We start from the raw sequence: 15,854 nt of genomic DNA on the forward strand, positions 1-15,854 counted from the left end.
TGTGAAAGAATATAAAAATCCTTTAGTAGAAAGATATAGTAGTAAAGAAATGTTATATAATTTTTCCTATAAAAAAAAGTTTACTACTTGGAGAAAACTTTGGGTAACTTTAGCAGAAATACAAAAAGAATTAGGATTAAATATTAAGAAAGAACAAATACAAGATTTAAAAAAACATTTATATGATATAGATTGGGATAGAGTTTCTTTTTATGAAAAGAAATTCCGTCATGATGTCATGGCGCATTTATATGCTTTTGGAGAAAAAGCGGTTTTAGCTAAACCGATCATTCATTTAGGAGCTACAAGTGCATTTTTGGTAGATAATACGGATCTTATACTAATCCGTGATGGATTAGAAATTATACTGAATAAATTAATTAATATTTTATTTCGTCTTAGAAATTTTACTTTAGAATATCATAATACTCCTACATTAGCTTTTACTCATTATCAACCGGCACAATTGACCACTGTAGGAAAACGGTCATCATTGTGGATGCAGAGTTTACTTTTTGACATAGAAGAATTAGAATTTAGATTAAAGAATCTTTGTTTTAGAGGAGTGAAAGGAACTGTAGGAACAGCCGCTAGCTTTAAAGAATTATTTAATGGAGATTTACAAAAAGTAAAAAGTTTAGAAAAAAAGTTATCCAATAAATTTGGATTTAAAAATATTTTCTCGGTTACAGGTCAAACTTATGACAGAAAAGTAGATACACAAATATTAAATTTATTGTCTAATATTTCTCAGTCTTCTCATAAATTTAGTAATGATTTGCGGCTTCTACAAAATTTGAAAGAAATGGAAGAACCATTTGAAAAAGAACAAATTGGATCTAGTGCAATGGCTTACAAACGGAACCCTATTCGTAGTGAACGGATGGCATCTTTATCAAAATATGTCATTTCACTATCAAATAGTTCAGCAATGGTTGCATCAACTCAATGGTTAGAACGTACTTTAGATGATTCGGCAAATAGAAGATTGGTTATTCCCCAATCTTTTTTAGCAACAGATGCTATATTAATAATTTGGAATAATATTATAGAAAATATTGTTGTGTATCCGAAAATGATTCAAAAACATATAGATCAGGAGCTCCCCTTTTTAGCAACGGAATCTATTATTGTAGAAAGTGTAAAAAGCGGATCAAATAGACAAGAAATACATGAAAGAATCCGAATTCATTCTATGAATACAAATGAAAAAATAAAATTGGAAGGAAAAGAGAATGATTTTATTCAACGTGTTTTAAACGATAAAAAAATCCCCATTGATGAAAAAAAAATAAATCAAATGCTTGATTCTAAAAATTTTATAGGGTTTTCTTCAGAACAAACTTTAGAATTTGTTGAAAAACAAGTCAATCCAATACTAGATAAATTTTATCATTTTATTATTGATGATTATTCTAATCTGGATCTTAAAGTTTAGTCTATAATTTATTAAAATTAATAATGAATTTAAGGATTTATATACAGAAAAGAATTCCTTTTGATATTTTTTCAAGAAAATTATCGAGTGAATTGAAAGAGATGAATTTATCCTTATCTAAGTCTAAGGCCATTGTTTATCATACATATGATATTTTACACATAAAAAAAGAAATTTTTTTAGATAGTTTATATAAAATTTTTGTAGATCCTGTTACAGATATTTTTCATAAAAAGATACATCTAAAAAATCCCTATTTTTTTATAGAAAATATTCCAGGAATAAATGACCAACGTGCAGATGCTGCTATACAATGCATAAAAATTATAGATCCTTTGTCTAAAGTTTTTATAAAAACCGGTCAGTTAATAGAATTAATAGGAGTAACTCAAAATGAAGATCTTCTTGAGAAGATCAAAAAACATTGTATGAATTCCGTTTTTTTTCAAAAAAAAAAGATTATTCATTCCTATCCTTTTTTTAAGGATAAAAAAAAACATTCTATAGATGGATTTATTCATTTCTCTCATGAAAAAATAAAAAATATTCATAACACGTGTAACTTTTCTATAGACTTCAATGATTTACTGTTCATTCAACAATACTTTCTTACTGAAGAAAATCGTGATCCAACAGAAATGGAACTCCGTGTTTTGGATTCTTATTGGTCTGATCACTGTCGTCATACTACATTTTTTACGAAATTAGAAAATATAACTTTCGATGGAATATTTAAAGAAACCTATCAAAATATTTTTAATGAATATTTAAGAGATAGAGAATTCATAGGAAAATCAATCAAAGATCCTATCCATCTAATGGATTTATCTAGACTTCCATCTCAGATCCTTTCTAAAAAAGGAAAATTGAAAAATTATGTGTACTCTAAAGAACATAATGCTTGTATTATTATGGTTGATGTAGATATCATTCTGAATGATAATAGTGAAAAAAAGGAAAAATGGTATTTATTATTCAAAAATGAAACACATAATCATCCAACTGAAATTGATCCTTTTGGAGGTGCTAACACTTGTATAGGTGGAGCTATAAGAGATCCTTTATCTGGAAGAGCTTTTGTTTATCAATCTATTAGATTAAGTGGATCGGCAGATCCTACTGTTAAAAAAACATTGGAGGGAAAATTGCCGCAATGGAAAATATGCTGTGAATCAGCTCATGGATATAGTTCCTATGGGAATCAGGTAGGAGTGGCAACGACTCATATAAATGAAATCTATCACGAAGGGTACAGGGCTAAAAGAATGGAAGTAGGAATGGTTATTGGAGCCGTTCCAGTTGATTCTGTAAAACAAAAAAATCCAGAAAAAGGAGATATTGTTTTGTTAATTGGGGGATTAACAGGAAGAGATGGAATAGGAGGAGCGACATCTTCCTCTAAATCTAAAGAGGATTATTCTTCAAATATTCAAGAACAAAAACAAAAAGGAAATCCAATTATAGAACGACAACTTCAAAGGTTTTTTAGAAAAAAAAAAGTAATATCCTTAATAAAAAAATGTAATGATTTTGGGGCAGGAGGAGCTGCAGTAGCTATTGGAGAATTAAGTAATAGTTTAATTCTTTATTTAGATAAAATACCAATCAAACAAAATGATTTAGAACCGATAGAAATTGCATTATCAGAATCTCAAGAACGTATGGCAGTTGTGCTAGCCTCTTCTGATGTAAAAACATTCATAAATTTAGCTCGTGAAGAAAATATCATATCAGTACCTATAGCTAAAATAACTGATGATCAACGGATCGTACTATGTTATAAGAAAAAAGAACTTTTCAACTTAAAAAGTTCTTTTTTAAATACTTCCGGTTTGAATAAAAAAAAAGTTGTTCATGTTAGTTCTCCTAATTCTATTTCCCCTTTTAAAAAATCAAGAAATATTTCTTTCAGTAAAGAAACATTTTTTAACGCTCTTTCTTTGTTAAATGTTGCGTCTCAAAAAAGATTAGTGGAAATGTTTGATAGTACTGTAGGAGGAACTACAGTTTTAATGCCTTTTGGAGGAAAGTATCAGATGACACCTTCTGAAGGAAGTGTTCAAAAAATTCCTGTATTACATGGTAATACAACTACGGTAAGTTTAGCTTCTTGGGGTTTTCATCCAGAAATTTCTACTTGGAGTCCTATGCATGGAGGTGCTTATGCTATAGTAGAATGTATTTCTAAAATTATTTCTATGGGAGGACATTATAAAAATGTTTCTTTGAGTTTTCAAGAATATTATCAAAAACTAGGAGATGATCCCAAAAATTGGGGGAAACCTTTTTCTGCATTATTAGGTGCTTATCATGCTCAAATGAAATTTGGAATTGCCTCTCTTGGAGGAAAAGATAGTATGTTTGGAACGTATCAAAACATACATGTTCCTCCAACATTAATAGCTTTTGGAGTCACGACTAGTTCGTGTTTCAATATTATTTCTCCTGAATTGAAAAAAATAGGAAATAAAATTTATTTATATCATCATAGTTCTTTGGATAATGAGATGCCGGATTTTGATTCTATAAAAAAAGCATACAATCAAATTCATGAAGGGATTTGTTCCGGAAAAATTGTTTCTATTAAAACGGTAAAAGATGGAGGAATATCTGTTGCTATTGCCAAAATGTCTTTTGGAAATCGTTTAGGAGTTTCTATAAATTGTAGAAATCATTTACTAGAAACTAACATAGGATCATTAATAATAGAATCCTCATCTTTTCTTACAGAAAATTTCTTATTAATAGGAGAAGTTGTTCCAACTAAGAATTTAAACTTTAATGGAATCCATATTGTTGATATAGATGAAGCCATAGAAATTTGGATGCACCCTTTATCATCTATTTATTCCAGAAACATAAATAATAATAGAATAAAAAATAAAAAACATAAGAAAAATATTTTAAAAAAAGGAGAGAAATCTTCAGGATATTCCTCTACAAAAATGATATTTCAATCTAAAAAAAAAGGAATCCCCCGTGTATTTATTCCAATATTTCCTGGAACGAATAGTGAATTCGAATCGATTCATGCATTTGAAAAAGAAGGTGCTATAGTAAAAACTTCTGTATTTAGAAATTTGAGTAATAAAGAGATTATTGAATCTCTATTTCAAATAGAAAAACAGATAAAATCTGTACAAATATTTATGCTATGTGGTGGATTTAGTGCGGGAGATGAACCTGATGGATCTGCAAAATTTATTACATCTATATTGCATAATCAGTACATAAAAGATGCTATTTACCAATTTCTTGATCGTGATGGATTAATTTTAGGAATTTGTAATGGGTTTCAGGGATTAATCAAATCAGGATTATTACCTTACGGAAAAATCACATTACGTAACTATAAATCACCTACAATTACTTATAATGAAATCGGAAAACATATCTCACAATGTGTTCATATAAAAGTTGTTTCTGATCAATCTCCATGGTTGAATGGAATGAAAAATAGAAGATATATTCTCCCAATCTCTCATGGAGAAGGAAGATTTTATGCTAGTGAAAAAATAACTAATGTTTTATTCAAAAAAAATCAAATTGCAACACAATACGTAGATTTAAAAGGAAATCCGACTTTAGAAAGACCGTATAATCCAAATGGATCTGTTGAGGCAATAGAAGGATTATTAAGTGAAGATGGAAAAATTTATGGAAGAATGACACATCCAGAACGTTATGATCATGGATTATTAAAAAATATCCCGAACATTAAAGAACATTCTATTTTTAAGAATGCGGTACAATATTTTTTATAGAAAAAATTCAATCAATCAATATGAAGAAAATAGCCATATTTTGTGGAAGCATATCAGATAAATTAATTATGCAATCAGCAGTTGAAATACTAAATCAATTTAATATAGGGTATAAAAGTTATATAATTTCAGCCCATAGACTGCCAGATATTTTATCAAAAACAATAAAAAAATCTATGGAAGAAGGGATAGAATTAATTATTGCAGGTGCCGGTTTATCAGCTCATTTACCAGGATTCATTGCTTCAAAAACTATACTTCCAGTCATAGGAGTACCAATTTATAATAAAAAAAACGGATTGTTAGGAGGAATAGATGCACTTTTTTCTATAGTTCAAATGCCCAAAAATGTACCGGTTGCTACAGTAGGAATAAATAATTCCTATAATGCAGGTTTGTTAGCAATTCATATTTTATCTATAAAGTATAAAGATATAAGAAAATTATTAATAAAATTCAGAATAAATGAAAAGGAAAAATTAGAAAGTGAAATAGATAAAAATAATTATGAAGAATAAAATAAAAAATAATTTATTAGGGGAAGGAAAAACAAAAAAAATATATACTACAAAAAATCCACATGAAATTATCCTTCATTATAAAGATAGTCTAACAGCTGGTGACGGATTAAAAAAAGAATTTTTAAAAGATAAAGGAATTTTAAATAATGAAATAACAACATTTATTTTCAAATATCTTAATTCTTGTGGAATAAAAACTCATTTTATTCGTAGAATAAATAATAGAGAACAATTGTGTATAAAAGTAGATATGATTCCATTAGAATTTGTGGTTCGCAATATTATTACTGGAAGTCTATCTAAACGTTTAGGAATCAAAGAAGGAACTCTTTCAAAAAATCCTATTTTTGAAATTTTTTATAAAAATGATGCCTTAAATGATCCATTAGTTAATGATCATCATGCAGTTTTTTTAGGTGTTGTTTCTTATGAAGAATTAAATATAATTAATAAAATCACATTCAATATTAATAATATTCTTAAAAAATATTTTTTAGAAAAGAATATTTTATTAGTAGATTTTAAAATAGAATTTGGAAAGGATGAAAAAAACGAAATTTTACTTTCTGATGAAATCAGTCCTGATACTTGTCGTTTTTGGGATAAAAAAACAATGAAAAAACTTGATAAAGATCTCTTTAGGAAAGGGAAGAGTGAAAAGATAGTCATTGATACTTATATGGAAGTATTAAAACGGTTAAATATCGATTAAAGTTAATAATAAATAATCTATTATTTTTTAATATTCACAATGGGAAAATTGAATCATTTTGATTCTGATAAGTTCCATGAAGAATGTGGTGTATTTGGAGTTTATTCGCCTAATAAGGTAGATACATTTTCTTTAATTCAATTTGGTTTATTTGCATTGCAACACAGAGGTCAGGAAGCTTGTGGTTTTTCTGTTTTACGAGATGGATTTCTTTTATCTCATAAGAGTGAAGGACTTGTTTTAGATTCTTTTCGGGAAATTTCAAATTCCAAATGTTATCATGGAAATGCAGTGATTGGACATACACGTTATTCTACAGAAGGAGGACAAAGTAAAAAGAATATTCAACCATTTTTTGGAGAAGATTCTCATGGAAAAAGTATTATTTCTATAGTTCACAATGGAAATCTAGTTAACGCCAAAAAGATTCGTAAGAATCTAGAATCAAAAGGAATCACTTTCATATCAGAACATTCTGATTCAGAAGTAATTTTACGTTTAATACAGAAATATTTACATGAATATGATAATAGTCTAGAAAGAGCTATTCAAAAAACAACTCTTGATATTCAAGGAGCTTATTCAGTAATAGTTCTTATGAATAATAAAATTGCGGCATTTAGAGATCCAAATGGAATTCGTCCTTTATGTTATGGAATGCTCAATGAAAAAACTTATATATTTAGTTCTGAAACTTGTGGAATAGATTCTGTAGGAGGTTTTTATATAAGAGATCTTTTTCCAGGAGAAATGGCTATAGTAGATCAAAAATCAATCCGATTCTCTTTACTTAAAAAAAAAAAATACACAAGAAGAAGAACATGTTCCTTTGAATATATTTATTTTTCTCGTCCTGATTCTTTAATTGAAAATATAAATGTTTATGAAGTTCGTGAAAAAAGTGGAGAAAAACTTTATGAACAACATCCAGTAGAAGCCGATGTCGTTATTGGGGTACCAGATTCTGGAGTCCCCGCATCTATTGGGTACTCCAAAGCTTCTGGAATTCCTTTTAAGCCAATTTTAGTAAAAAATAAATATATTGGAAGATCTTTTATTCTCCCTAAACAAGAAATCCGTGAACGGATAGTAAATCTAAAACTAAATCCTATATTAGATGAAATTAAAGGAAAACGTATTGTTATTATTGATGATTCTATTGTTCGTGGAACGACCAGTAAAAAGTTAGTTTCTATCTTAAGAAAAGCAGGAGCTAGAGAAATTCATTTTAGAAGTGCTTCACCACCTATTATAGCCCCCTGTTTTTTAGGAGTGGACACTCCTAGAAGAAAAGATCTTATTTCGCATAACATTAATAAGGAAAAAATAGCTGAAATTTTAGATGTAGATAGTTTAGAATTTTTAAGCATGAACAGTCTGATAGAAATACTTGGAAGTACAAATTACTGTTTCGGTTGTTTCACTGGAAACTATCCGGTTCATAAAAAATGATTATTGTCACTTATAAATAAAAAAATGAAAGAAAATCATAGGAGAATTATAAAAACTAAAATTAATAAAATTCTAAAAAAAACTTATAACAATAAAGTAATTAGTTCCTTGGATCATTTTTCTGCTTTTTATCAAATCTCTGATATTGTAGAATACAAAGAACCTGTTTTGATTTCTGGAGTTGATGGAGTGGGGACTAAATTACGTTTAGCTATTGATTACAAAAAATATGATATAATTGGAAAAGATTGTTTTGCCATGTGTGCAAATGACGTTTTGTGTCATGGAGCAAAACCTTTATTTTTTCTAGATTATTTGGCTTTCGGGAAACTTGATTCGAATATTATTGAAAAAATTTTACAAGGGATAGCTACATATTGTAATGAAACAAAAACATGTTTTATTGGAGGGGAAACTGCTGAAATGCCTGGAATTTATCAATTCAATGACTATGATATTGCTGGATTTTGTGTAGGAATTGTAGAAAAAAGTAATATTGTAGATGGAAAAAAAAGAATTCGGGAAGGGGATGTTTTAATTGGGATTCCTTCTTCAGGAGTCCATAGCAATGGATTTTCTTTAATTAGAAAAATTTTTTCTAAAGAAGACTTTAGCAAAAATTTTCAAAAAAAACCGTTCTATGAAACTCTTTTAATTCCAACTAGAATTTATCATTATCCTATTCATATTTTATTTAAAGAATTTTTAATACATGGATTAGCTCATATAACTGGAGGTGGAATTTACGAAAATTTATTTCGGATTCTTCCAGAAAATTTTTCAGCTATAGTAGAAATAGACAAAATTCCTATTCATTCTGTATTTAATTTTATTCAAAAAAAAGGAGATTTATCAGATAAAATCATGTGGAATACTTTTAATATGGGGGTGGGAATGATTATAATAGTTTCTGTTCAAGATCAACATTCTGTATTTCAGAAGTTATGTGTTTTAGGGGAAACCCCCTTTGTTTTTGGTCACATCGTAAAAGGAAATAAAAGTATTAAATATAAAAAATGATCATGAAAAAATTGGCCATTTTAGTTTCTGGAAAAGGAACAAATATGCGGCATATTCTACAAGCTATTTCCAATGGAACACTTTCTAATTTTAAAGTGGATTTAGTTATTTCTGATAGAAAATGTATCGCCATACAATATGCAAAAACAGTAAATATTCCTACTGTTTATTTAGATTATTTAGAAAAAGAAAAAAAAATATTTCTTTCTAAAAAAATTGATTCCTTACTTTTGAAATATACTCCAGATGTCATAGTTCTTTCAGGATTTCTTTCCATACTTGATGCAGAATTGTGTAAAAAATGGAATAAAAAAATCATAAATATTCATCCTTCTCTTTTACCTAAATATGGAGGAAAGGGAATGTATGGAATGAAAGTGCATCAAGAAGTTATCAATAATAAAGAAAAAATATCAGGAGCCACAGTTCATTACGTGACAAAATCTATTGATTCAGGAGGGGTTATTTTAAAAAAATCATGTAGAATTTCTTCAAAAGAAACTCCAATTTCTTTATCTAAAAAGATATCTATCATAGAAGAAGAGATACTCATTAAATCTCTAAATTATTTTTTTTAATTAATTCTCAACAAAAAAAATTACTACACATAGACATACAAACTGAATATGAAAAGAGCATTAATTAGTGTTTATGAAAAGGACAAAAAGTTATTTGATTTTGTCAGTTTTTTAAATAGAAAAGGATATCAAATTATTTCTACTGGGGGGACTTTTCAATATTTGAAAAAACATGGTATAGATCATGTTATAAAAATATCAGATATCACCTCTTTTCCTGAAATTTTAGACGGTAGGATCAAAACTATTCATCCTAACATTTATGGAGGAATTTTAGCTAATCGTTCTATTGAGGAACATATGAATTCTATTTTTTATTACAAGATTTATCCTATTGATATTGTTTTAGTTAATTTTTATCCTTTTTTAGAAAAAAAACACCTAAAATCTTTTCAATCATTGATTGAATTTATTGATATAGGAGGTCCTTCTATGCTTCGTGCAGCTGCAAAAAACTTTTTACATGTTACGGCAATTATAGATCATAATGACTATATTCTAGTAAAAAAAGAAATAGAACATAATGGAATGACTTCATTAAAATTGAGAAAAAAATTAGCAGGAAAAGTATTTAATTTTACTTCTGCTTATGATTCTTCCATTTCTCAATATCTTCTAGAAGAAGATTTTCCTATTTATTTACATTCTTCTTACAAAAAAGAAATGAATCTCCGTTATGGAGAAAATCCTCATCAGAAAGCGGCATATTATGTTAGTACTATTCATCGGGGGGCAATGCGAAATTTTCATCAATTACATGGAAAAAAACTTTCATTTAATAATTTACGAGATATGGATATCTCTTGGAAAGTTGTTTCAGAATTTTCTGATCCAGCTTGTTGTACAGTAAAACATTCTACCCCTTGTGGAGTGGCATCAGGTAAAAATGTAATTGAAGCATTTCAAAAAACTTATTATGCAGATGATATTTCTTCTTTTGGAGGAATAATGGCAGTGAATGTTCCAATAACAAGAGAATTAGCGAATGAGATAAAAGACATTTTTTTAGAAGTGATTTTATCTCCTAGCTATGAAAAAGATGGGTTAAATATTTTAAAATTAAAAAAAAATCTAAGAATTATTAGAATAAATGATCCTATTTCTGATACATTAGAATCTGTTAAAATAGATGGAGGAATATTAGTACAACAAATCGATCGTTTTTTATCTCATGATTACAAAATAGTAACCAAGAAAAAATTTTCTAATCAAGAACTAAAATCTTTATTTTTTGCTCAAAAAGTAGTTAAATACGTAAAATCCAATGCAATTGTTATTGCTAAAGGAACACAAACTTTAGGGATTTCTGGAGGTCAAACAAACAGAATTTGGTCTGCTAGACAAGCTATAGAGAGAGCTTTAGAGAAAAGAAAAAAAGATTTAGTACTTGTTTCTGATGCTTTTTTTCCTTTTAGAGATGTAGTAGATGAAGCCGCCCGTTCTGGTGTAATTCGTGCCATTATTCAACCCGGTGGTTCCATACGCGATGAAGAATCTGTAAATGCTTGTGATGAATATGGAATAGCTATGGCTTTTACGGGCGAAAGACATTTTAAACATTAAAAAAACATGAAAGTATTAATTCTGGGAAGCGGAGGACGTGAACACGCTATCGGAAAAAAATTATTAAAAGATTTTCATTCCATGGATCTTTATTTTTATCCTGGAAATGGTGGAACCGATCAAATAGGAAAAAATCTTGAAAAAATTTATACTCCATTAGAATTATGTTTATTTGCAAAAAAAAACGCAATAGATTTAACTATTGTTGGATCTGAGGTGTTTTTATTAGAAGGAATTGTGGATATTTTCAATAATTTTAAATTAAAAATAATAGGTCCGCATTACCTTGCAGCTAGACTTGAAGGCGATCGTATTTTTGCTAAATCTTTTATGAAAAAATACGGTGTCCGTACTCCTAAATACAAAATTTTTTCTTGTTATCAAAAAGCTATGGATTATTTAGAAAATACTACTTATTCCGTAGCTATTAAAACCAACGGAATAGCTTCTGGAAAAGGAGTTATATTAGTAAACAATAAGAATGAAGCAAAAAAAGCTTTGAATTCTATTTTGATAGATAAAAAATTTGGAAAATCTGGAAATCAAGTTATCATAGAAGAATTATTGAAAGGAAATGAAGCCTCTATTATATCTATATTTAATGGAAAAAATATTATTCCTTTTTTATCTGCTAAAGATTACAAAAAAATAGGAGAAAAAGAAATAGGGTTAAATACAGGAGGAATGGGGACTATTGTCCCTAATCCATATATGACAAGTGATGTTTGGATAGATTTTCAAAAAAATATATTGGAACCAACTTTAGAAGGATTGTTTTTGGAAAAACTGACTTTTTTTGGATTTATTTATTTTGGGTTAATGATTACTTCAAATGGGATTTATTTATTAGAATACAATACTAGATTAGGGGATCCTGAAACTCAAACTTTATTTCCTCTAATGAAAAGCAATTTACTAAATATAATACAATCTTCTATTGATCAAGAATATATATATATATATTGGAAAAAATTGTATTCTTGTTGCGTAGTTTTGTCTTCAAAAGGATACCCGAAAAAATACGAAATTGGAAAAATTATAAAGGGAATAAATTCTTTAAAAGAACCCTTTTATATTGCTGGAGCAAAAAAAGAAAAAGAAAAATGGATAACGTCAAGTGGACGTGTTCTAAATCTAATAGGAATCGGAGAATCTATTGAAAAAGCAAGAAAAATTGCTTATAATAAGGTCGACCAAATTTATTTTGAAAATTTCTATTTTAGAAAAGATATAGGGTTCTAATTATAATAGAATCAAGTAAGTTAAGTACATTTTATGTAATCTGTAAATAGATAGATAATGAAAAAAAATTCTATTCTTATATTAGATTTTGGTTCACAGTATAGCCAAATGATAACAAGAAGGATTCGAGAAATAGGTGTATATGCAATTTTATGTCCCTATGATATTTCTATTCAGAATCTCTTATCAAAAAAACCAAAAGGAATTCTTTTATCAGGAAGTCCTTTTTCTGTCTATGAAGAAAACTCTCCTTTAATTTCCAAAGAAATATTCCAATTAAATATTCCGATACTTGGAATTTGTTATGGAATGCAACTTATTTCTTTTCTTTTTGGAGGAAAAATAGAAAAATCAAAATACAAAGAATATGGAAAATCCTATTTTTTTATAGATCATTCTAAAAACGATTTATTTTTTGGAATACCAGAAAAATCAGTTGTTTGGATGAGTCATTTTGATGAAATAAAAGATTTACCAAAAGAATTTAAAAAAATTGGTCATACTGATTCTTGTTCTATTGCCGCTTTAATCCATAAAACTAAAGATATTTATGCAGTCCAATTTCATCCTGAAGTAGATAATACTAAATTTGGAATTTCTATATTGAAGAATTTTATTATTCGTATTTGTAAATGTAATAGAAATTGGAAATTAAATCAATTTGTACAAAATACTGTAAATAAAATAAGAAAACGTGTAGATAATAAAAAAGTAATACTAGGATTTTCAGGCGGGGTTGATTCTTTTGTATCTGCTTACATTATTCATAAAGCCATTGGAAATGCTTTAAATTGTATTTTTGTTGATACAGGATTTCTGATAAAAAAAGAAAGAGAAAAAATTTTCTTTCTCTGTAAGAAGATGAATTTTTCTATTAAGATCATAGACGCAAAAAAACGTTTTTTATCAATTTTAACTGGAATTGTTGATCCTGAAAAAAAAAGAAAAATTATAGGTAATGAATTTGCAGATATATTTCAAAAAGAATCAAAAAAGATTCAAAATGCAGAATTTTTAGCACAGGGGACTATATATTCAGATGTTATTGAGTCTTCTATTTCAAAAAAACTAAAAAAAAATTTTTTTATAAAATCTCATCATAATGTAGGTGGATTGCCTCAATTAAGAAAATTAAAGCTTCTTGAACCGTTAAAAGAATTATTTAAAGATGAAGTCAGAAAAATAGGAAAAAAACTAGGAATACCAAAAGAAATTTTACATAAGCATCCATTTCCTGGTCCTGGATTTAGCATTCGTATTCTTGGAGAAGTAGACAGAAAAAAGATCTCGATTCTAAAAAAATCGGAAAGTATTCTTTCACAAGAATTAGAAAAATCGAATTTTTACAATATTGTTAATCAAGCTTTTATTATACTTCTTCCTGTAAAATCTGTAGGAGTAAAAGGGGATAAACGAACATATGAATATACTGCCGTATTACGTGTTATAAAAACAGAAGATTTTATGACTGCTACTTTTGCACGTTTACCTTACGATTTTTTAGAAAAAATTTCTAATAGAATCATTAACGAAGTAGACGGAATTAACCGTTTAGTATATGATATTACATCAAAACCTCCAGCTACTATTGAATGGGAATAATTTTTTTATATCATCATAGAAATGAGATTGGAGATATTTTTTTTTAATTCAGTTCTAGAAGAAATTAAATCTATAAATCCATGTTCTAGAAGAAATTCTGCGGTTTGAAATCCTTTAGGAAGATCTCTCCCTATAGTTTCTCTAATCACTCTAGGCCCTGCGAATCCAATAAGAGCACCTGGTTCTGCTATATTAATATCTCCAAGTAAAGCATAAGAAGCTGTCACTCCTCCTGTAGTTGGATCCGTAAGAACGGAAATATAAGGAATTCTTGCATCACGTAATTGAGTGAGTCTCGCTATAGTTTTTGCCATTTGCATTAGAGAGAAAGAAGATTCCATAATCCTAGCACCACCAGATTTAGATATCAATATATATGGTAATTTTTTTTCAATACAATATTTTATTGCTCTAGATATTTTTTCACCTACTACAGATCCCATAGATCCTCCTATAAAGGAAAAATCCATACAAGAAATAACCAAATCTATTCCTTTCATTTTCCCTACTCCTGTTCTAATAGAATCATACAAATTAGTTCTTTTTATGGCTTCTTTAATTCTATCTGTATATTTTTTACAATCTACCCATTTTATAGGATCCTTACTCGTCATTTTAACATTCATTTCTAAAAATTTTCCATCATCAAAAAGAATTTCAAAATATTCTTTACTGTGAATTCTTACATGATATCCATCTTCTGGATTAACATAAGAATTTTTTTTTAATTTTTCTACATCTATAATTTTTCCACTAGGGGATCTATACCAAAGACCTTTTGGAAAATTTTTTCTTTCTCTTATAGAGGTTATAATATTTTTTTTTTTTCTTAAAAACCAAGCCATGGGAGTTTCATAAGGTATTAATGTTGTTCATTAATTCAAAATATTTTCTGAGATAAATCTTAAACGATTTTTCTCCTTCTCTAAGCCATGTTCTAGGATCATAATATTTTTTGTTTGGAAGATGTCCACCTTCTGGATTTCCTATTTGTTTTTCTAAATATTTTTTATATTTCCTCATATAATCCCTAACACCACATGTAAAAGCGTATTGTAAATCAGTATCCACATTCATTTTTACCACTCCATAACTAATGGCATCCTGAATTTCTTTCTTGGAAGATCCTGATCCACCATGAAAAACAAAAAAAACTGGTTTTTCTCTAGTCTGAAATTTTTTTTGGATATATTTTTGAGTTTCTTGTAATATTTCTGTACGTAAAATAACATTTCCTGGTTGATATACTCCATGTACATTTCCAAATGAAGCAGCAATAATGAAATTATTATTTATTCTTCTTAATCTTTCATAAGCATATGAAACTTCTTTTGGTTGAGTATAAAGTTTATTATTTTCTATATTAGAATTGTCTATTCCATCTTCTTCTCCTCCTGTTACCCCAAGTTCTATTTCAATTGTCATTTGAATTTTATTCATTTTTTCAAAATATTTTTCACAAATTCTAATATTTTCTTCTAAAGATTCTTGAGATAAATCTAACATATGTGAACTAAACAATGTTTTTCCGAAACTTTTGTAATGTATTTCGTTAGCATTTAATAGGCCATCTATCCATAGAATATCTTTCTTAGAACAATGATCTGTATGAAGTATAACAGTAGTTTTATAAAATTTCGATAATTCATGAACGTGTCTAGCGCATGCTATAGCCCCTTTTGTTGCTCTTTCTTTATTTTTTAGACCTTTTCCTGCATAAAACATAGCTCCTCCATTAGATAATTGAATTATCACAGGAGAATTTACTTCTGAAGCGACTTCCATTACTGAATTTATAGTATTAGACCCAATCACATTAACAGCAGGAATGGCAAAACCATTTTCCTTAGCGTATTCAAATATTTCTTTTACAAGATTACCAGTTGCTACTCCATATGGAAATTTTTGAGACATGTGTTTTTTTTATTTTTGAATATTTATTTCATTGGATAAACAAATGTA

At 28.0% G+C, this 15,854-nt stretch carries 12 protein-coding genes; 10 read left to right on the plus strand and 2 right to left on the minus strand.

The genetic code is table 11. The annotated features are described in order from the left end of the window. The first annotated feature begins 1 nt into the window (after nt 1). Genes purB through guaA form a run of 10 tightly spaced genes read left to right on the plus strand, consistent with a single transcriptional unit; the run spans nt 2 to nt 13,892 of the window. Complete coding sequence (purB, locus tag H0H71_RS00750; protein ID WP_185856275.1) at nt 2–1,438, plus strand: adenylosuccinate lyase; 1,437 nt, start codon at nt 2–4, stop codon at nt 1,436–1,438. A 23-nt stretch (nt 1,439–1,461) separates the two neighbouring features. After that, a complete protein-coding gene (locus H0H71_RS00755; RefSeq protein WP_185856276.1) occupies nt 1,462–5,202 on the plus strand; it encodes a phosphoribosylformylglycinamidine synthase in 3,741 nt (1,246 codons plus the stop codon). A gap of 20 nt (nt 5,203–5,222) precedes the next feature. Beyond that, complete coding sequence (purE, locus tag H0H71_RS00760) at nt 5,223–5,720, plus strand: 5-(carboxyamino)imidazole ribonucleotide mutase (protein WP_185856278.1); 498 nt, start codon at nt 5,223–5,225, stop codon at nt 5,718–5,720. Next, nucleotides 5,710–6,435 (plus strand): phosphoribosylaminoimidazolesuccinocarboxamide synthase, encoded by a 726-nt coding sequence (purC, locus tag H0H71_RS00765; protein WP_185856280.1) that lies wholly within the window; start codon nt 5,710–5,712, stop codon nt 6,433–6,435. The genes purE and purC overlap by 11 nt, the downstream gene beginning before the upstream one ends. Before the next feature lie 39 nt (nt 6,436–6,474). Then, nucleotides 6,475–7,887, plus strand: a complete 1,413-nt coding sequence (gene purF / locus H0H71_RS00770) for an amidophosphoribosyltransferase (RefSeq protein ID WP_185856282.1) — start codon at nt 6,475–6,477, stop codon at nt 7,885–7,887. Nucleotides 7,888–7,911: 24 nt separating this feature from the next. After that, nucleotides 7,912–8,907 carry a phosphoribosylformylglycinamidine cyclo-ligase gene (gene purM, locus H0H71_RS00775; RefSeq protein WP_185856284.1) on the plus strand — a complete coding sequence of 332 codons (996 nt, stop codon included), beginning with the start codon at nt 7,912–7,914 and terminating at the stop codon, nt 8,905–8,907. Nucleotides 8,908–8,909: 2 nt separating this feature from the next. Further along, nucleotides 8,910–9,485 carry a formyltransferase family protein gene (locus tag H0H71_RS00780; protein ID WP_185856286.1) on the plus strand — a complete coding sequence of 192 codons (576 nt, stop codon included), beginning with the start codon at nt 8,910–8,912 and terminating at the stop codon, nt 9,483–9,485. Nucleotides 9,486–9,533: 48 nt separating this feature from the next. Continuing rightward, nucleotides 9,534–11,048 carry a bifunctional phosphoribosylaminoimidazolecarboxamide formyltransferase/IMP cyclohydrolase gene (gene purH / locus H0H71_RS00785; protein ID WP_185856287.1) on the plus strand — a complete coding sequence of 505 codons (1,515 nt, stop codon included), beginning with the start codon at nt 9,534–9,536 and terminating at the stop codon, nt 11,046–11,048. Between the two features lie 6 nt (nt 11,049–11,054). Then, complete coding sequence (gene purD / locus H0H71_RS00790) at nt 11,055–12,290, plus strand: phosphoribosylamine--glycine ligase (protein WP_185856289.1); 1,236 nt, start codon at nt 11,055–11,057, stop codon at nt 12,288–12,290. A 57-nt stretch (nt 12,291–12,347) separates the two neighbouring features. Beyond that, nucleotides 12,348–13,892, plus strand: coding sequence for a glutamine-hydrolyzing GMP synthase (guaA, locus tag H0H71_RS00795; protein ID WP_185856291.1), 1,545 nt, complete (start codon nt 12,348–12,350; stop codon nt 13,890–13,892). 5 nt (nt 13,893–13,897) lie between these two features. Here guaA and accD read toward each other — a convergent pair whose 3' ends face one another. Together accD and fbaA are read right to left on the minus strand one after the other, a co-directional pair. Then, entirely contained in the window at nt 13,898–14,737 is an 840-nt protein-coding gene (accD, locus tag H0H71_RS00800; RefSeq protein ID WP_185856293.1) for an acetyl-CoA carboxylase, carboxyltransferase subunit beta, read from the minus strand. A gap of 7 nt (nt 14,738–14,744) precedes the next feature. Beyond that, nucleotides 14,745–15,806 (minus strand): class II fructose-bisphosphate aldolase, encoded by a 1,062-nt coding sequence (fbaA, locus tag H0H71_RS00805; protein WP_185856294.1) that lies wholly within the window; start codon nt 15,804–15,806, stop codon nt 14,745–14,747. Nucleotides 15,807–15,854 lie beyond the last annotated feature (48 nt).

Source organism: Blattabacterium cuenoti (assembly GCF_014251375.1).
Lineage (GTDB): Bacteria > Bacteroidota > Bacteroidia > Flavobacteriales > Blattabacteriaceae > Blattabacterium > Blattabacterium cuenoti_K.